Here is a 15,886-nt window from a genome sequence, read left to right on the forward strand (position 1 = left end):
GCCATCAACTTCGCTACAGGCATGCTGATTAATGAACTGCAAATTTGGACGCAGCCTAATCAGGCCTCCAGCGCGATTAACCGCTTTCAGCCTGCCCGCGTGTCTCTTGGCCCCATCACGTTAGAAGGCGAATACGCGCTGATGGTATCGCCCCAGCAGATTGGCGCTACCTGGCGCTATTAGGTCGTTACCTCCTCTCTACGCTATTTATCTACGCTCCGTGCCTGCATTGCCATTGTCGCTTTGTTAGGCACTTTTGGAGTGGGCGGAAGATTAGCGCGCTTACCGTTGTCAGCGGGCTGTGAGCGCGTAAAATATCCGCCACTTTTTTTGGTTTCACCAAATGTTATGTTATAACTTATTTATTCGATAGCGAGGACGCTCGATGAGTGAGCACATGCATCGCCATAACAAGGAAGGCCCTTGTCATTTTTCGCTGATGTCGTTGTCTGCCACTAAGCGGTTGGGCTTTGTCGTGTTCCCGTTGCTGGCGCTTTGGGGGCTGGTGGTGTGGGCAGGCGGGTGGCCGTTATGAGTGAACGTTCCTCTTCGCGTTTGCAGCTGCACGACCTGCACTTGGCCCAGGGCCGTCGCACGGTGTTAGAACATGTGGATGGCGATATTAAGCCCGGCGCGATTACCGCACTCATTGGCGCGAACGGTGCCGGTAAAAGCACGCTGATTCAGGCCATTATGGGTGAGCTTCGGCCGATTAGCGGCAAGGTGGTATGCACGGTGGATAAAGCGCGCCGGGCGTGGCTGCCCCAGCAGCTGGCGTTAGACCTCACCTTCCCCATGAGCGTGGAAGAGCTGGTGATGACCGGCAGTTGGCCAAGCCACGGGGCGATGAAAGGCTACTGTGCGGCCCACTATCGCAAAGGCCGCGAGATTATGGCGCGCCTGGGGATTTCTCACTTGGCTCACCGCCCGCTGGGCGAGCTTTCCGGCGGCCAGCGCCAGCGGGCGCTAATTGGCCGCACGCTAATGCAGGAAGCCGAGCTGCTGCTGCTAGACGAGCCGTTTGCCAACGTAGATAGCGATACGGTCGATATTTTGATTCGCATTTTGCGCCAGATGGCTGACGAGGGCGTCACGATCATTATTGTGCTGCACGATATGGACCACCTGCGCAGCTTGGCGGATGAGGTGTTGATGCTGAATGGCGGCCATGGCCGTTGGGTCGCTCCCAGCGCGCTCAACCACCAGCATGCCCCGGCCCAAGTGGTGCCGTTTACCTTAGGAGGCCGTCATGCTGGCACTGCTTGATGCATGGTTCATTGCACCGTTTGATTATGGCTTTATGCGCCGTGCCGTGGTCGGCGGGCTTGCCCTTTCATTGGCCGCGCCGCCGCTGGGGGTGTTTTTGGTGCTGCGCGGCATGAGCCTGATTGGCGATGCCATGGCCCACGCGATTTTACCCGGCGTGGCGCTGGGCCTTTTACTGGCGGGCTTTTCGCTGCCGGTGATGAGTGTGGGCGGCGTGCTGTTTGGGGTGATGGTGGCGCTGCTGGCGGGGGCGGTCTCGAAAATGGGCGGCCAGCGGGAAGATGCGGCCATGGCGAGCTTTTTTATTATTTCGTTGGCCGCTGGGGTCATGCTTATCTCGATGGGTGGCAGCAGTGTGGATCTTACCCACGTGCTGTTCGGCTCCATTTTGGCGATTAACTCGACGGCGCTGCTGCTGATTGCCTCGATCAGTACGCTGATTGTGATCACTCTGGCGATTATTTTCCGCGCCCTGGTGGTGGAGTGTTTAGACCCGCTGTTTTTACGCGGCCAAAGTAGTCGCAGCGGTTGGGTTCATAGCGTCTTTTTAGGGCTGCTGGTACTGAACTTAACGGCGGGCTTCCAAACCCTGGGCACGCTGATGGCCGTTGGCTTAATGATGCTACCCGCTACGGCAGCACGGTTTTGGAGCAAGCGGTTAGAAGGCTTGATCGGGATTGCCGTGGTGTTAGCAATGCTGGCCAGTACCGGCGGGCTGCTGCTGTCGTTTCATTTGGACACGCCCTCAGGCCCCAGCATTATTTTGCTGGCCGGGGTGGCGTATTTACTCTCGGCGCTGTTTGGCCGTTACCACAGCTTGGCCGCTAAGTTACGACGCAAAACCACGCCTTTGGCGCTGGAGCAGTCGCACTAGCGGGTTGATGTTCATACGGTTATTTCTTAAATCAGGAGCATGTTATGTCGCTTTTCTCTTCATCGCGTTGGCTGGTGGGCGTTTCGGCCGTGTTGGCACTGCCTGCCGCCATGGCGAACGAGCGGGTGCAGGTTGTCACCAGCTTTTCTATTTTGGCGGATATGGTGGAAAACGTCGGTGGAGAGCATGTAGCGGTCAGCCCGCTGGTGGGCCCTGATGGCGATGCCCACGTTTTCTCCCCCAGCCCTGGCGATGCCCGTGCGCTAGCCGGGGCTGACTTAGTGGTCTTCAACGGCTTGCTGTTTGAGGGCTGGATGGAGCGCCTGATTGACTCCAGCGACTACAGCGGCCCGATGGTCACCGCCACCGACGGCCTTTCTCCGCGCGCCTTTGCAGCGCACAGCGATGATGAGCACGGTCACGATGCGCATGAGCATGAGCATGAGCATCATGACGAGCACGAGCATGAGGAACACGGTCACGACGATCATGCTCATGATGACCATAGCGGCCACGAACATGGAGACGAAGATCCTCACGCTTGGCAGGACCTGCAGCAGGCCAAGGTTTACGTCACCAACATTCGTGATGGCTTGATCGAGGCGGATAGCGCCAACGCGCAGAGCTACCAAGCCAACGCCGAGCGCTACCTGGCAGAGCTGGATAGCGTTGATGCCGAGATTCGTGAGCTGCTCAGCGAGATTCCTGCGTCGGCCAGCGTGATCACCGGGCACGATTCGTTTGGCTATTTCTCAAGCGCCTACGGTGTCAATTTCCTCTCGCCGGTCGGGCTCTCTACCGAAGCCGACCCCAGCGGCGCCAGCATGGCGGCCCTGGTGGATGTGATTGAGCAAGAGAACGTGCAAGCGCTGTTCCACGAGAACATGACCAACCAAGCGATCATTACGCAGTTGGCGGAAGAGACTGGCCTACCCATTGCAGGCACCCTTTACGCGGATGCGCTGGCCAGTGAAGGCGATGCCAGTACGTACCTGGGCATGATGCGCCACAATGCGCAGGTGCTGCACGACGCTCTTGCAGAGCCGGGCCATGATGATCATGGTCATGACGACCACGACCACGACCACGACCACGACCACGACCACGACCACGACGATCATGGTCATAGCCACTGATTCATACCGTGAAGACAAAAATACCGCCAACCCGGCGGTATTTTTTTGCATTGCATTTTGCGCGGTGGATGGGGAGACTTGCATCACCGACTTTCGTTAACGCTGTTTAAACCACTGCAAAGAGCCAATGCCATGCGCCTAAACGCCGATTTTAGCCACTTTGCCTGTGTCACGCCGGAGCAGTACCGCTGGGTGGCCTCCCCCAGTGCGGGCGTAGAACGAATGATGCTGGATCGCATCGGCGATGAAGTGGCCCGAGCCACTAGCCTGGTACGCTACGCGCCTAATAGCCAGTTCAGCCACCACACCCACGACGGCGGCGAGGAAATTCTCGTGCTAGAGGGCGTGTTTGCGGATGAGCATGGCCGCTACCCCGCTGGCAGCTACCTGCGTAACCCGATTGGCACTGGCCATACGCCGCAGATTGGCGAAGAGGGCGCGCTGATACTGGTTAAGTTGCATCAGTTTGATGAGAACGACCTGCTCCAACTGGCGATTCCTGCCCACCGCTTGCCCTGGCAGCCTGACCGTCGGCCGGGCATTACCTACAAAATGCTGCACACCTTTGGCGATGAGCGGGTCAGCCTGGAGCGTTGGGAGAGCGATACCACCATCGACTACCCTGCCCTGCCCGGAGGCTTAGAGCTATTGGTGCTGGAAGGCTCGCTGTGCGACGCGAGCAGCGAATACCCGAAAGGCAGTTGGTGCCGCTATCCACCTGGTGCGGCCCCGCAGCTTCGTGCAGGCCAACACGGTGTGATGATGTACGTTAAGCGCGGGCACCTATCTGACGCCCTTTCCCAGGCTAGCGCGCCAGGCCAATAAATGGCAGCAGAGTGAGCAGCGCAATCAGAACCACCGCCACCATGACCAGCGTTACCTGAAACGGGTGCTCCGCTAAGCGCCGCCAGAGTGTTGGCGCTTCATTGCGGGCCAGCGCTTCTTCATGGGCTTGGCGTGCGTTAGCTTGGCGTTCGGCCTGATACTCGGCCAATGCGGCCTCTGCGTCGTCACGCTGGGCAGGGTTGCGCAGCCAAATGGCATCGACCCCCAGGCGGAAAAAGCCCGCCTGGGTTTCGTACACATCAAAGCCATGCTCATCCAGCAGTTGGCGGACTTCCATGGCCTCTTCATCGGTTACATGGCGCAACCGAAACAGCAAATGGGCCATCTTAGTCGCCCATGGCTGCCATGCGGTCGGCTTGAATCACTTCAATCCAGTAGCCATCCGGGTCTTTCACGAAGATAACGTCTTTCATCTTGCCCTGGTCGGCACGCTTCACGAAGGTTACGTCGTGCTCATCAAACCACGCCTGGGCGGCTTCTAAATCCGGCACGTTGAAGCAGATATGGCCAAAGCCCTGGGGCTCAGCGTTGCCATCGTGGTAGGCAAAATCCTGCTGGGTTTCGGTGCCCCAGTTGTGGGTCAGCTCTAACAGGCCTTTCTGGCTAAAGGTCCAGGCGGTGCGGGCTTGGGTTTCTTCCGGCACGCTGTCGCTGGCTTCCACGTTGGCGAGGAAGTAGAGCGAAAACTGCATCTCTTCAAAGTCCAGCCGGCGCAGCACCTGCATACCGAACACTTTGGAGTAGAACGCCAGGGCGCGTTCCGGGTCTTTTACCCGCAGCATGGTGTGATTTAAGCGAAAACCCTGAGTTTGCGGGGCAACGGGGGCAACGCCTGGGTGCTGTTCACCTTGAAACGACATACAACTCTCCTATTGCGGGTTGGGGCATCATGAAAAGTATGCTGATATAACGCAAATTCTTTGACGAACATATTACTTTGTACAAGGCTTAGGCTGCTAACAGCGTCAAGCTGTCTACCGCTATTTGCGTATTGATCATTTTGCTTACTTCCCCCTGTTATGAGGGCGCAGGTTGTATATTTCCAGCCCTCACCCAAGGAGCCTTTATGTCCCGCGATCGAAACGTACTAGGTGAGCCGTTAACACCCTGCTGCCACTCTCCTAAAACCGGCTTCTACCGCGATGGGTTTTGCCGCGTTGGCCCTGACGATGTGGGAGTGCATTCGGTATGCGCGCTGGTTACTGAGGAGTTTTTAGCCTTTTCTAAAGCACAGGGAAACGATTTGGTTACCCCTCGCCCGGAGTATGGCTTTCCTGGCCTGACCCCAGGCGACCGCTGGTGCTTATGCGCCCACCGCTGGGCCGAAGCTGCCGAGGTAGGGCTGGCACCGCCGGTGATTCTTTCCGGCACGAACGAGCGCACCCTGGAGATTATTCCACTGATTAAGCTACAGCAGCATGCGTTGGATGCGGTGCATTAATCTGTACCGCTACCTATTGCGACTTCATTGGTGAAAATTAGCCACTGGAATTTCTATGCAACCTCTCTACACTTCTATTTCAATAACTCTACAATTTAGTTAGCGATGCCCCAATGGCGGCGTCCGATGGGAGTGTGCCATGACCGCAATCGATATGACGCTTGGCGACCGCCTAACGTTGAAGCAGTTAGCCCACGCGATTCAAAACGGCTTTTCGCCGATTGTCGAAGTGGAGTCCATGGACGGTATCTATAAGGTTCGCTTCCATCACGCTAATGGGGTGTCGGATCTTAGCGATGCCCACGGCCGCGTTCGTACTTTTCTTGGCACAGGGGAGATTCGCGATACCCTGGGGCAGTTGGGGCTTACCCATGGCGTGCTCACCTGCGCTGACCAGTGCGGCGATGAGATGATTGGTGTCTCTGGCCGTGCAATTACCCCAGATGAAATGCTGACCTACGGCACCCGCATCGCCTTCCGCTAATCGTTGCTGAAAAGTAGCGGCTGCACTGGGGCTTTACAGCCTCGCTCAAGGCTAGGATAGTACCCCCAACGACAGGGGCGCCGCTTGGCGGCTGAGAAGCACCCTTTGAACCTGAACCGGATAACGCCGGCGTAGGGAGTCGTGGTGCTTTTCACCACCTCCTCCGCCGGGAGGATGCTATGACCCACCCCCCGCTTGGCGAGATGCTCGTCACTCTGCGCGATACCACGCCGCTTGTTCACTGCATGACTAACTATGTTGCGATGAACAGCACGGCTAACCTGCTGCTGGCTACGGGCGCCTCGCCTGCCATGCTGCATGCCCCTGAAGAGGTGGCTGAATTCACCGCAATAGCGGGCGCACTCTCCATTAACATTGGCACGCTCTCTACCCCTTGGGCAGAGTCGATGCAGCTTGCCGCTCGCACGGCTAAAGAAACAGGCACCCCGTGGGTGTTAGACCCAGTAGCGGTCGGGGCCACCGCCTTTCGTCAGCAGGTCTGCACCGCGCTGCTTGCCCATCGGCCTAACGTCATTCGCGCCAACGCATCGGAAGTCATGGCGCTCACTGGCTTAGCCAGCCAAGGTCGCGGCGTCGATGCCACCACCACAACGGAGGATGCCGCCCAAGCGGCGATCAAGCTGGCAAAGCAGCAGTGCTGCATTGTTGCCATGACCGGCGAAACCGATTTTATTACCGATGGCACCCACCACTACCGTTTAACGGGCGGCCACGCGCTAATGCCGCGCGTAACCACCCTGGGCTGCGGGTTAAGCGCTTTGGTAGCGGGGTTTTTGGCCGCCAACCAGGCCCATCCACTTTCGGCAACGCTGGCTGCGCTGGCGTGCTTCAGCATTGCCGGAAGCCGTGCGGGGCAGCAGGCCAGTGGGCCGGGCAGTTTTCAGGTCGCGCTACTGGATGCGCTGTATGCCCTTACCCCTGACGATCTCTCTTCTCTTAGCCAGCTGGAGACGCTCCATGCCGTTTGATCTTTCGCTCTATTTAGTCACCGATGCTGCGTTATGCGCCGAAACGGGGCTTGAAGCGACCGTGAAAGCCGCCGTGAAGGGGGGCGTGACCATGGTGCAGCTGCGCGATAAGCATGCCAGCGATAAGGCCATGATTGCCCAGGCAACACGGCTGAAAGCACTGCTGGAAGGTAGCGGTGTGCCCTTGATCATTAATGACCGCTTAAACGTCGCCATCGCCAGCCGCGCCGATGGCCTGCACGTTGGCCAGAGCGACACCGCCGTTCAAGAGGCGCGCCAGGCACTGGGGCGCCAGGCCATTATTGGGCTGTCGATCAATACGTTGGAACAGCTGCAAAGCGCCCCCGTGGCGCTGCTGGATTACGTGGGACTGGGGCCGGTGTTTGCTACCGTGAGCAAGCAGGATCACGCTCAGCCGATTGGCTTTGATGGCTTAGCAGAGCTTGCCAGCGCCTGCCCCCTGCCCAGCGTGGCGATTGGCGGCTTAAAAGCCGAACACGCTGCTCAAGTCAGTGCGGCAGGCGCGAACGGCATCGCGGTGATTTCAGCAATTTGCGGCCAGTCCGACCCACACCAAGCGGCTCTCGCGTTTCGCGCCGGATGAGTCCGTTTATCCACCTCACCGCCTTTGCCAACGTAGTGGCTGAGTTTGGCAGGCCATCTCCGTGGAGCTTTCCCCATGCTACCTAGCCTGTTTATTTCCCATGGCTCGCCCATGCTTGCCCTAACGCCCACCCCCGCCCATCACTTTTTACGGGAGTTGGGCCAAACCCTACGCCCTAAGGCCGTGGTGGTCGTTTCCGCGCACTGGGAGACCCCACACTTGCAGGTCAGCAGCAGCGTAAAGCCTGTCACCATCCACGATTTTGGCGGCTTTCCTGATGCGCTGTTTGCGGTTCAGTACCCTGCTCCTGGTAACCCTGAGCTGGCCCAACGGCTGGCCAAGCAGCTCGGCGCCACGCCCGTGGAGCGCGGCCTGGACCACGGTGCCTGGGTGCCACTCTCACTGATGTACCCTGACGCTGACGTGCCGGTAGTGTCGCTTTCGCTTCCCAGCCGTTGGAGTAATACCGAGTTGATAGCCCTGGGCGAGCAGCTGGCAATGCTGCGCCAGGAGGATATTTTAGTGGTTGGCTCGGGGAGCTTGACCCATAACCTCTATGAGCTTCAGCCACAGGGTAGCCAGATACCGGCCTGGGTAGGTAGCTTTGCCGAGTGGGTTAATGCACGGCTGCGCGAGGGCGATCGTGACGCGCTGGCCAACTGGCAAACCGCCCCAGACGCCAAGCGCAATCATCCCACGCCAGAGCACTTCCAGCCGCTGCTGGTGGCTATGGGAGCAGGCGGCAGCGCCGCCACCCAGCTACACCACAGTGTTGAGCACGGCGTGCTGGCAATGGATGTCTATCAGTTTGCCTAGCGCTTACGCTGTGGGGCGGCGCTTCAAAGTGGTGCGTCGGTCATGGTAGGCAATGGCGAGCCCGCTGATCATAATCAGTACGCTGCCGACCCATACCCAGAGGTCGGGCAGTTCACCCCAGAACCACCAGCCTAGCAGCACTGCCCAGAGCATCGCGGTGTAATCAAACGGTGCCGCAATGGCTGCAGGTGCATAGCGAAACGCAAGAGTAATAAATGCCGTGGCCCCTACGCCTAACACGCCGGATACTACAAAGCCTAGCCAGTGCCAGGGCTGCGGCGTTTGCCATACCCAGGGCAAGCTGATTGCGGTGACCACCAGCGGCACCATGGTCATGTAGAACACCATGGCCCAGAGGTGCTCGTTCGCGCCATAGCGCCGCGCCGTGACCATCATCAGGGCATAAAATACCGCTGCGGCCAGCAAAATCATGGCGCCTAGTTGAAACGCATCTCCGCCCGGGCGAACTACAATCAGCACGCCCACAAAGCCTACCAGTGATGCTACAAGCACTGGCGGATCAATACGCTCACCTAAAAGCGGCACGGATAGCAGCGTGACAAATAGCGGTGCGACAAACGCAATGGCGGTGGCTTCTGCCAGCGGTAACAGGGTTAGCCCCCACACAAAGCACACCATGGTGGCGGTGTAGATCAACCCACGCAGCAGATGAACGCCTGGCCGCTTGGTGCGCAGCTTACGTAGCCCGCCGCTAAAATAAGCCAACAGAGCAATGAGCGGTAACGATACCAGCGTGCGGAAAAAAATAATTTGTATCGGGGAGTGCACCGCCCCTAACCACTTTGATACTGCGTCCCCTAGTGCTAAAAACAGCACGCCTAAGCACATGCAAAGTATGCCTTTTAAGGATGGCGTCATAAACATGCTCCTTGTGTTGCTATTGTTATGGTCCTACTCGGATATCATCGACATACAATAAAAAGCCCCGCCAACGTACATTAGCGGGGCGGTGAACCACTGCGGTGGTTAAAGGCTTGCGTTGACCACCATACAATCCATGCCCTGCGCCTGAAGCGTTTGGCAAGCTTGCCGCGCCTGGGATTCGTTTAGCGAGACCACACGAGCGCGAAATACCGTGGCTTGTCCTTGAAGTTGGTCGATCGCTACGCGCCCGCCGACACTGTTGGGTAAGCGCTGCACGGCTTGGCGAGCCAATTGCTCAGCTTGGGCCGCCTGGCTAAAGGCACCTACTTGAATGCCCCAGCCAGCAGAGGCCATTTGCGCAGTGGGAGATGCCGTCGCCAGCACGCGCTCCCGCTCAATAAAGGCTTGCAGTGGATCTTGCGAGGCAGCTTCTGGTGCCTCCTCACGTGCGGCCTCCGCTTGGAGAAGCTGGGCCTCAACGGTTTGTGCCGGCGTACTGTTAGACATGGGCCGTGTGGGTGATAGCGACGTGGCGGAGACATTAGCCATCATCGGTTGTGAGCGAGGCTGAGTAAGCGGTTGGGCTGGTCCCGCAAACCCCATAAACTCACTTGAGAAACTGGTATCAGCAAGCCATGAGCGTTGATCTCTTAGCGACGCACGCATAAAGCTGCGGTCTAGCAGATCTGCCATATGGGTATCACGGGAAGAGGAACTGAATCCACCCATCACTACGGCTACCATACGGCGGCCATCATGGACAGCAGTGGTGGCCACGTTAAAGCCTGAGGCGCGAATGAAACCAGTTTTTAAGCCATCGGCCCCTGGGTAGTCACGCACCAATCGGTTGTGGCTGGTATGGCGAGTACCGCGGTAGGTGAACTCCTGCAAACCGAAATAGTGGTAATACTGGGGAAAGTCCTGCATCACCCGCACCGAGAGCGTCAACATATCTCGCGCGGTGGTGATTTGCAGATCATCCGGTAAGCCCGAAGCATTGCGGAAGGTAGTGGCATTCATGCCCAACTCACGCGCCTTCGCCGTCATCAGGTTCGCAAAGCGTTGCTCGCTGCCTCCTAGTGCCTCTGCCACCACGACCGCCACATCGTTGGCAGAACGCACTGCTAAGGCGCGAATGGCCGTATCCACCGGGATAGAGCTACCTGCCGAGAGCCATAGTTTGGTCGCGGGCATGGCCGCTGCCTGGGCCGAGACGGACAGCGGCTGATTGAGGCTCAGCGTGCCATTTTCCAGCGCTTCAAACGTTAAATATAACGTCATCATTTTGGTTAGCGATGCGGGGTAGCGCGGCTCATCAGCATTTTCAGCGTACATTACCTCGCCGTTCTCCAGATCGACCACAATGCCTGCATAACGCGGGTTTCCCTGGGCACTAGCGCTGCCAACGAACGTCACGACGAGCACTATTAACAGCCATTGAGCTACCCAAGACGCTGCGCCCATTCTCCGTGTTGTTGCCATACCGACCTCTTGCTGATTGAACACGCCGCGATGCCGTTTACCGCTCTTACGGCTGCTGCTTTAGCCTAGCATGCCTACTGCATAAATTGATCTGCACATGTTTGATTAACACTCATAAGCCTAGGTATTTCCAGCGTAGAAGCATAAAAAAAACCGACCCAAAAGGGTCGGTTTTCATTTTGCTAAAAAAGAAGGGATAGCCTTACTCAGCTACAGCTTCTTCTTCAGCTACCGGACGGTCTACTAGCTCAACGTAAGCCATCGGGGCGTTGTCGCCAGTGCGGAAACCGCACTTGAGAATACGGATGTAACCACCCGGACGCTCGGCGTAACGCGGACCCAGCTCGTTGAACAGTTTGCCGACGGCTTCTTTGGAGCGCGTACGAGCAAACGCCAGACGGCGGTTTGCAACGCTATCCTGCTTAGCCAGGGTGATCAGCGGCTCGATAACGCGACGCAGTTCCTTGGCCTTAGGCAGGGTTGTCTTGATAACTTCATGTTCGACCAGCGAGACAGACATGTTCTTGAACATGGCCTGACGGTGCGAGCTGGTACGATTCAGATGACGACCACTCTTACGATGACGCATGGTTGTGATTCCTTACCAAACTGGGACTCAAGTCGACACTCACGCGGAGGCCTTGTCGTCCTTCAGGCTAGCGGGTGGCCAATTTTCCAGCCGCATACCGAGGGACAAGCCACGCGCCGCCAATACATCTTTGATTTCATTCAAAGACTTTTTACCGAGGTTCGGGGTCTTCAACAGCTCCACTTCTGTGCGCTGAATCAGATCACCGATGTAGTAAATATTCTCGGCTTTTAGGCAGTTAGCGCTGCGTACGGTCAACTCAAGATCGTCTACGGGGCGCAATAGGATAGGATCAACGTGATCCTCTTCCTCTTCGACTTCCTGCTCTTTGTCAGCTTCCAGGTCGACGAAGGCGGCCAGCTGCTCTTGCAGAATGGTCGCACTGCGACGGATAGCCTCTTCCGGATCCAGGGTACCGTCAGTTTCCAGGTCGATAATCAGCTTATCGAGGTCGGTACGCTGCTCAACACGAGCGGCTTCGACCGAGTAGGAAACGCGGCGAACAGGGCTGAAGGTGGCATCCAGCTGCAGGCGGCCAATAGCACGGGTCTCTTCATCAGAGCCACGAGCGTCAGCCGGTTCGTAACCACGACCCAGCGCTACCTTAAGCTGAATTTTCAGCTCGGCACCTTCATTGACGTGTGCAATGACGTGGTCCGGGTTGACGATTTCGACGCTATGATCAAGCGCAATGTCGCCAGCGGTGACGACGGCTGGGCCCTGCTTGTTCAGCGAGAGCACCGCCTCATCGCGGCTGTGCATCTTGATCGCAACATCTTTCAAGTTCAGGAGGATTTCGATGACATCTTCCTGCACCCCTTCGAGCGCACTGTATTCGTGCTCTACACCGGCAATTTCAGCCTCTACCACGGCAGCGCCGGGCATGGATGAAAGCAGAATGCGACGAAGTGCATTCCCCAGGGTGTGACCAAAGCCGCGCTCGAACGGTTCGAGAACGATTTTGGCATGATGTGCGCTGATTTCTTCGACCTTGATGTCGCGAGGACGAAGAAACTCTGTCACTGAACGCTGCATATGAACACCTTTCAGGCTGCCAAACGGATACTGAGTACTCTAAAGCACAATACTCAAGAGCATCTGGGCGGTTAGCTTTGCTATCCCGCCCAGGCCTCAAGAAGCAGAAACGTAAATCAAACTGCTTACTTGGAGTACAGCTCGACGATCAGGTTTTCGTTGATGTCGGCAGTCAGGTCACCGCGTTCAGGCAGAGCCTTGAAAGTGCCTTCCATCTTCTTGGCGTCGATTTCGATCCAAGCGATGTCGCCACGGTTGGCAGCAATGCTCAACGCGTTTTGAATACGGGCTTGGTTCTTCGCCTTTTCACGGATAGCAACAACGTCACCGGGCTTCACTTGGTAGGAAGCAACGTTAACGGTGCGGCCATTCACGGAAATCGCCTTGTGGCTGACCAGCTGACGCGCTTCAGAGCGAGTCGAGCCGAAGCCCATGCGGTAGACGACGTTGTCCAGTCGGGATTCAAGCAGTTGCAGCAATACTTCACCGGTCGCACCTTTCAGGCGAGCGGCTTCTTTGTAGTAGTTGCGGAACTGCTTTTCGAGTACGCCATACATACGGCGTACTTTCTGCTTCTCACGAAGCTGCAAGCCGTAGTCGGAAAGACGCTGACGACGCTGGCCGTGTACACCCGGGATTTGCTCGGATTTACACTTTTTCTCGAAGGGAGTCACGCCACTCTTCAGGAAGAGGTCGGTGCCTTCACGACGAGACAATTTGCACTTAGGTCCAATATAACGAGCCATGAATCTGTCTCCTTAAACGCGGCGTTTCTTAGGCGGACGGCAGCCATTATGGGGAATGGGCGTCGCGTCTACGATGCTTTGCACGCGGAAGCCGGCGGCATTCAGTGCGCGCACGGCGGATTCACGGCCGGGACCGGGGCCTTTGACCAGCACGTCTACGTTTTTCACACCATACTCGGCTGCAGCAGTCGCTGCACGTTCACTTGCTACTTGAGCAGCGAACGGGGTGCTCTTGCGAGAACCACGAAAACCCGAACCACCGGCTGTTGCCCAAGAGAGAGCGTTGCCCTGGCGGTCTGTGATCGTCACGATCGTGTTGTTAAAAGAGGCATGGATGTGCGCTACGGCGTCCACTACCTGCTTTTTAACCTTTTTACGGTTACTACGCGGGTTAGCCATGTTGATGTCTATTCCTGTCTTAACGTCAGCTCTCTATTAAAGAGCCTGCGTGTTATTTGCGGATCGGCTTACGCGGGCCCTTACGGGTACGCGCGTTAGTCTTAGTCCGCTGACCACGCAGCGGAAGACTACGACGATGACGCAGACCACGGTAGCAGCCTAAGTCCATGAGACGCTTGATGTTAAGCGTGACATCACGACGAAGGTCGCCTTCTACGGTAAACTTACCAACTTCAGAACGCAGGGTATCCAGCTCGTCGCCAGACAGATCCTGGATCTTGGCAGTCGGCGCGATACCGGCAGCAGCACAGATGTGCTGAGCGCGAGTACGGCCAATCCCGAAGATATAGGTCAGCGAGATCGCCGCATGCTTGTTGTCCGGGATATTGACGCCTGCAATACGGGCCATCAGCTTACTCCGAAATTTGAGCGGCTTGCTCGTTTATTCATCTACAAAAGGCGCAACAGCATACCCCTTTAAGAGCCCTAAGGCAAGGGGTATGCCGGCACCGGCTTAATACAGCCCAGGTTTAGCCCTGACGCTGTTTGTGCCGCGGTTCGATGCAAATGACGCGAACAGCGCCATTGCGACGAATAATCTTACAGTTACGGCACATCTTCTTTACGGAAGCTCGAACTTTCATCGTTCTCTCCAATTCGCAACGGCGCGCCTCAGCGCATGATGCCGCCGCTACCGTAGCCTTTCAGGTTGGACTTCTTCATCACTGAGTCATATTGATGCGACATGAGATGCGACTGCACCTGGGCCATGAAGTCCATGATGACCACTACCACGATCAGAAGCGACGTTCCGCCGAAGAAGAACGGTACGTTCCACGCTACGATCAGGAACTGGGGCATCAAGGAAACCGCAGTGATATACAAGGCACCGAACAGAGTGAGACGAGTCATCACCTTGTCGATATAGCGAGCGGTCTGCTCGCCGGGGCGAATGCCCGGCAGGAAGGCGCCTGACTTTTTCAAATTGTCAGCCACATCCTTGGGGTTGAAGACCAGCGCTGTGTAAAAGAAGCAGAAGAATACCACTGCCGCCGCGAAAAGCAAGATGTAAAGCGGTTGGCCGGGGCCTAACGCTTGTGATGCACGCTGCAACCACTCCATTCCTTCACCAGCACCCACCCACTGACCGATAGAGGCCGGGAAGAGAAGAATACTGGAAGCAAAAATAGCTGGAATAACACCCGCCATGTTTACTTTCAAAGGTAAGTAGCTGCTTTGGCCTGCATACATCTTATTGCCGACCTGGCGTCGCGGGTAGTTCACTTTAAGGCGGCGCTGACCGCGCTCAATGAACACCACAAACGCAACGGTGGCAATACCTAGCACTGACAGCGCTAACAGCGGAAGAACATTCCAGGCCCCTTCATTGCGAGCAAGCTCAAACGCTTGCCCCACGGCACTGGGCAGCCCAGCGACGATCCCTGCGAAGATCAGCAGCGATATGCCGTTGCCGATACCCTTCTCAGTGATCTGCTCACCTAGCCACATCATAAACACCGCGCCTGACACAAATGTGATGATCGCAGTGAAATAGAAGCTGAAGTCAGCGCTGTAAGCGATGCCTTGGCTAGCCAGACCCACGGACATGCCGGTAGCCTGGACAAGTGCCAGTATCACCGTGCCGTAGCGGGTGTACTGGCTGATCTTGCGGCGGCCAGCCTCGCCCTCTTTCTTGAGCTGTTCAAGATGAGGGGAGACCGCAGTCATAAGCTGCATGATAATCGACGCCGATATATAAGGCATAATGCCCAAGGCGAGGACGCTCATGCGCTCCAGGGCGCCACCCGAGAACATGTTGAACATGCCTAGGATGGTGCCCTGTTGCTCCCTAAACAAGGCAGCAAGCTGGTCAGGATTGATACCGGGAACGGGAATGTGGGCACCAATACGGTACACCACGATGGCGAGGAGCACGAAGCGCAAACGCGCCCACAGTTCACTCAGACCGCTGCCCATCGCCGGCATATTTCCTGACTTGGCCATTTAGTCCTCTACCTTGCCGCCAGCGGCTTCGATCGCTTCACGGGCACCTTTGGTGACCTTGATACCACGAACGGTAACCGCCTTATTCAGTTCGCCAGAAAGGATGATCTTCGCGTGTTGCGTAGCATCCTTCAGCACGTTGGCTTGCTTCAGAGTTTCCATAGTGACTTCGTCACCGGCAACTTTGGCAAGCTCAGCCAGGCGTACTTCTTCAGATACCAGCGACTTAGCAGACGTGAAGCCAAACTTCGGCAAACGACGCTGCAGCGGCATCTGACCGCCTTCGAAAC

At 57.0% G+C, this 15,886-nt stretch carries 22 protein-coding genes, 1 pseudogene and 1 riboswitch; of the genes and pseudogenes, 11 read left to right on the forward strand and 12 right to left on the reverse strand.

The genetic code is table 11. The features are described 5' to 3' along the window. The 6 genes and pseudogenes from BIS10_RS11860 to BIS10_RS11885 form a co-directional block, all read left to right on the forward strand. Positions 1–183 (forward strand): annotated as a pseudogene (locus BIS10_RS11860) (hypothetical protein); the annotation flags it as partial. A gap of 202 nt (positions 184–385) precedes the next feature. Beyond that, positions 386–535, forward strand: coding sequence for a hypothetical protein (locus BIS10_RS11865; protein ID WP_253505503.1), 150 nt, complete (start codon positions 386–388; stop codon positions 533–535). Further along, the gene (locus BIS10_RS11870) at positions 532–1,266 is read left to right on the forward strand and encodes a metal ABC transporter ATP-binding protein (RefSeq protein WP_253505505.1); all 735 of its coding nucleotides are present in this window, start codon (positions 532–534) and stop codon (positions 1,264–1,266) included. Before BIS10_RS11865 ends, BIS10_RS11870 begins: the two co-directional genes overlap by 4 nt. Beyond that, positions 1,250–2,140, forward strand: coding sequence for a metal ABC transporter permease (locus BIS10_RS11875; RefSeq protein WP_253505507.1), 891 nt, complete (start codon positions 1,250–1,252; stop codon positions 2,138–2,140). The genes BIS10_RS11870 and BIS10_RS11875 overlap by 17 nt, the downstream gene beginning before the upstream one ends. Positions 2,141–2,184: 44 nt before the next feature. Beyond that, positions 2,185–3,276 (forward strand): metal ABC transporter solute-binding protein, Zn/Mn family, encoded by a 1,092-nt coding sequence (locus tag BIS10_RS11880; protein WP_253505509.1) that lies wholly within the window; start codon positions 2,185–2,187, stop codon positions 3,274–3,276. A gap of 132 nt (positions 3,277–3,408) precedes the next feature. Next, complete coding sequence (locus tag BIS10_RS11885) at positions 3,409–4,101, forward strand: cupin domain-containing protein (protein ID WP_253505511.1); 693 nt, start codon at positions 3,409–3,411, stop codon at positions 4,099–4,101. On the opposite strand, the gene BIS10_RS11890 is transcribed toward BIS10_RS11885, so the two are convergent. Together BIS10_RS11890 and gloA are read right to left on the reverse strand one after the other, a co-directional pair. After that, positions 4,082–4,447: a DUF6164 family protein gene (locus BIS10_RS11890; protein WP_253505513.1), complete on the reverse strand. Its 366-nt coding sequence runs from the start codon at positions 4,445–4,447 to the stop codon at positions 4,082–4,084. The genes BIS10_RS11885 and BIS10_RS11890 overlap by 20 nt on opposite strands. 1 nt (position 4,448) lies before the next feature. Continuing rightward, the gene (gene gloA / locus BIS10_RS11895; protein WP_058579835.1) at positions 4,449–4,982 is read right to left on the reverse strand and encodes a lactoylglutathione lyase; all 534 of its coding nucleotides are present in this window, start codon (positions 4,980–4,982) and stop codon (positions 4,449–4,451) included. A 206-nt stretch (positions 4,983–5,188) separates the two neighbouring features. Here gloA and BIS10_RS11900 point away from each other — a divergent pair, with 206 nt between their 5' ends. From BIS10_RS11900 to BIS10_RS11920, 5 genes are all read left to right on the forward strand, one after another. After that, positions 5,189–5,563, forward strand: a complete 375-nt coding sequence (locus tag BIS10_RS11900) for a DUF2237 family protein (protein ID WP_253505515.1) — start codon at positions 5,189–5,191, stop codon at positions 5,561–5,563. 139 nt (positions 5,564–5,702) lie between these two features. Further along, positions 5,703–6,047, forward strand: a complete 345-nt coding sequence (locus tag BIS10_RS11905; protein WP_253505517.1) for a hypothetical protein — start codon at positions 5,703–5,705, stop codon at positions 6,045–6,047. Positions 6,048–6,110: 63 nt separating this feature from the next. Beyond that, a riboswitch (TPP riboswitch) is annotated at positions 6,111–6,202 on the forward strand. Positions 6,203–6,226: 24 nt separating this feature from the next. Next, positions 6,227–7,036 carry a hydroxyethylthiazole kinase gene (thiM, locus tag BIS10_RS11910; protein WP_253505519.1) on the forward strand — a complete coding sequence of 270 codons (810 nt, stop codon included), beginning with the start codon at positions 6,227–6,229 and terminating at the stop codon, positions 7,034–7,036. Beyond that, entirely contained in the window at positions 7,026–7,640 is a 615-nt protein-coding gene (thiE, locus tag BIS10_RS11915) for a thiamine phosphate synthase (protein ID WP_253505521.1), read from the forward strand. Before thiM ends, thiE begins: the two co-directional genes overlap by 11 nt. 75 nt (positions 7,641–7,715) lie before the next feature. Continuing rightward, complete coding sequence (locus BIS10_RS11920) at positions 7,716–8,456, forward strand: dioxygenase (RefSeq protein WP_044628816.1); 741 nt, start codon at positions 7,716–7,718, stop codon at positions 8,454–8,456. Between the two features lie 3 nt (positions 8,457–8,459). Here the strand turns inward: BIS10_RS11920 and BIS10_RS11925 are convergent, their stop codons facing one another. From BIS10_RS11925 to rplO, 10 genes are all read right to left on the reverse strand, one after another. After that, complete coding sequence (locus BIS10_RS11925) at positions 8,460–9,335, reverse strand: DMT family transporter (protein WP_253505523.1); 876 nt, start codon at positions 9,333–9,335, stop codon at positions 8,460–8,462. 108 nt (positions 9,336–9,443) lie between these two features. Beyond that, positions 9,444–10,823, reverse strand: a complete 1,380-nt coding sequence (locus tag BIS10_RS11930; RefSeq protein ID WP_253505525.1) for a D-alanyl-D-alanine carboxypeptidase — start codon at positions 10,821–10,823, stop codon at positions 9,444–9,446. A gap of 202 nt (positions 10,824–11,025) precedes the next feature. Continuing rightward, entirely contained in the window at positions 11,026–11,412 is a 387-nt protein-coding gene (gene rplQ / locus BIS10_RS11935; protein WP_062363025.1) for a 50S ribosomal protein L17, read from the reverse strand. 39 nt (positions 11,413–11,451) lie between these two features. Further along, positions 11,452–12,447 carry a DNA-directed RNA polymerase subunit alpha gene (locus BIS10_RS11940; RefSeq protein ID WP_016915790.1) on the reverse strand — a complete coding sequence of 332 codons (996 nt, stop codon included), beginning with the start codon at positions 12,445–12,447 and terminating at the stop codon, positions 11,452–11,454. Positions 12,448–12,572: 125 nt separating this feature from the next. Beyond that, positions 12,573–13,193: a 30S ribosomal protein S4 gene (gene rpsD, locus BIS10_RS11945; protein WP_253505528.1), complete on the reverse strand. Its 621-nt coding sequence runs from the start codon at positions 13,191–13,193 to the stop codon at positions 12,573–12,575. Between the two features lie 12 nt (positions 13,194–13,205). After that, positions 13,206–13,592: a 30S ribosomal protein S11 gene (rpsK, locus tag BIS10_RS11950; RefSeq protein ID WP_009099028.1), complete on the reverse strand. Its 387-nt coding sequence runs from the start codon at positions 13,590–13,592 to the stop codon at positions 13,206–13,208. A gap of 52 nt (positions 13,593–13,644) precedes the next feature. Then, a complete protein-coding gene (rpsM, locus tag BIS10_RS11955; protein ID WP_089674584.1) occupies positions 13,645–14,001 on the reverse strand; it encodes a 30S ribosomal protein S13 in 357 nt (118 codons plus the stop codon). 121 nt (positions 14,002–14,122) lie between these two features. Then, positions 14,123–14,236, reverse strand: coding sequence for a 50S ribosomal protein L36 (rpmJ, locus tag BIS10_RS11960; RefSeq protein WP_009099023.1), 114 nt, complete (start codon positions 14,234–14,236; stop codon positions 14,123–14,125). A 28-nt stretch (positions 14,237–14,264) separates the two neighbouring features. Further along, positions 14,265–15,596 carry a preprotein translocase subunit SecY gene (gene secY / locus BIS10_RS11965; RefSeq protein WP_054640906.1) on the reverse strand — a complete coding sequence of 444 codons (1,332 nt, stop codon included), beginning with the start codon at positions 15,594–15,596 and terminating at the stop codon, positions 14,265–14,267. Continuing rightward, the coding region (gene rplO / locus BIS10_RS11970; protein ID WP_253505530.1) for a 50S ribosomal protein L15 at positions 15,597–15,886 on the reverse strand (290 nt) is incomplete at its 5' end.

This window comes from Halomonas sp. 707B3, from assembly GCF_024158645.1.
In the GTDB taxonomy this organism is placed as follows: Bacteria; Pseudomonadota; Gammaproteobacteria; order Pseudomonadales; family Halomonadaceae; genus Vreelandella; species Vreelandella lionensis.

Coding starts and splice junctions, on each gene's coding strand:
- BIS10_RS11865 (WP_253505503.1), top strand. CDS start 386: ATGAGTGAGCACATGCATCGCCATAACAAGGAAGGCCCTTGTCATTTT.
- BIS10_RS11870 (WP_253505505.1), top strand. CDS start 532: ATGAGTGAACGTTCCTCTTCGCGTTTGCAGCTGCACGACCTGCACTTG.
- BIS10_RS11875 (WP_253505507.1), top strand. CDS start 1,250: ATGCTGGCACTGCTTGATGCATGGTTCATTGCACCGTTTGATTATGGC.
- BIS10_RS11880 (WP_253505509.1), top strand. CDS start 2,185: ATGTCGCTTTTCTCTTCATCGCGTTGGCTGGTGGGCGTTTCGGCCGTG.
- BIS10_RS11885 (WP_253505511.1), top strand. CDS start 3,409: ATGCGCCTAAACGCCGATTTTAGCCACTTTGCCTGTGTCACGCCGGAG.
- BIS10_RS11890 (WP_253505513.1), bottom strand. CDS start 4,447: ATGGCCCATTTGCTGTTTCGGTTGCGCCATGTAACCGATGAAGAGGCC.
- gloA (WP_058579835.1), bottom strand. CDS start 4,982: ATGTCGTTTCAAGGTGAACAGCACCCAGGCGTTGCCCCCGTTGCCCCG.
- BIS10_RS11900 (WP_253505515.1), top strand. CDS start 5,189: ATGTCCCGCGATCGAAACGTACTAGGTGAGCCGTTAACACCCTGCTGC.
- BIS10_RS11905 (WP_253505517.1), top strand. CDS start 5,703: ATGACCGCAATCGATATGACGCTTGGCGACCGCCTAACGTTGAAGCAG.
- thiM (WP_253505519.1), top strand. CDS start 6,227: ATGACCCACCCCCCGCTTGGCGAGATGCTCGTCACTCTGCGCGATACC.
- thiE (WP_253505521.1), top strand. CDS start 7,026: ATGCCGTTTGATCTTTCGCTCTATTTAGTCACCGATGCTGCGTTATGC.
- BIS10_RS11920 (WP_044628816.1), top strand. CDS start 7,716: ATGCTACCTAGCCTGTTTATTTCCCATGGCTCGCCCATGCTTGCCCTA.
- BIS10_RS11925 (WP_253505523.1), bottom strand. CDS start 9,335: ATGACGCCATCCTTAAAAGGCATACTTTGCATGTGCTTAGGCGTGCTG.
- BIS10_RS11930 (WP_253505525.1), bottom strand. CDS start 10,823: ATGGCAACAACACGGAGAATGGGCGCAGCGTCTTGGGTAGCTCAATGG.
- rplQ (WP_062363025.1), bottom strand. CDS start 11,412: ATGCGTCATCGTAAGAGTGGTCGTCATCTGAATCGTACCAGCTCGCAC.
- BIS10_RS11940 (WP_016915790.1), bottom strand. CDS start 12,447: ATGCAGCGTTCAGTGACAGAGTTTCTTCGTCCTCGCGACATCAAGGTC.
- rpsD (WP_253505528.1), bottom strand. CDS start 13,193: ATGGCTCGTTATATTGGACCTAAGTGCAAATTGTCTCGTCGTGAAGGC.
- rpsK (WP_009099028.1), bottom strand. CDS start 13,592: ATGGCTAACCCGCGTAGTAACCGTAAAAAGGTTAAAAAGCAGGTAGTG.
- rpsM (WP_089674584.1), bottom strand. CDS start 14,001: ATGGCCCGTATTGCAGGCGTCAATATCCCGGACAACAAGCATGCGGCG.
- rpmJ (WP_009099023.1), bottom strand. CDS start 14,236: ATGAAAGTTCGAGCTTCCGTAAAGAAGATGTGCCGTAACTGTAAGATT.
- secY (WP_054640906.1), bottom strand. CDS start 15,596: ATGGCCAAGTCAGGAAATATGCCGGCGATGGGCAGCGGTCTGAGTGAA.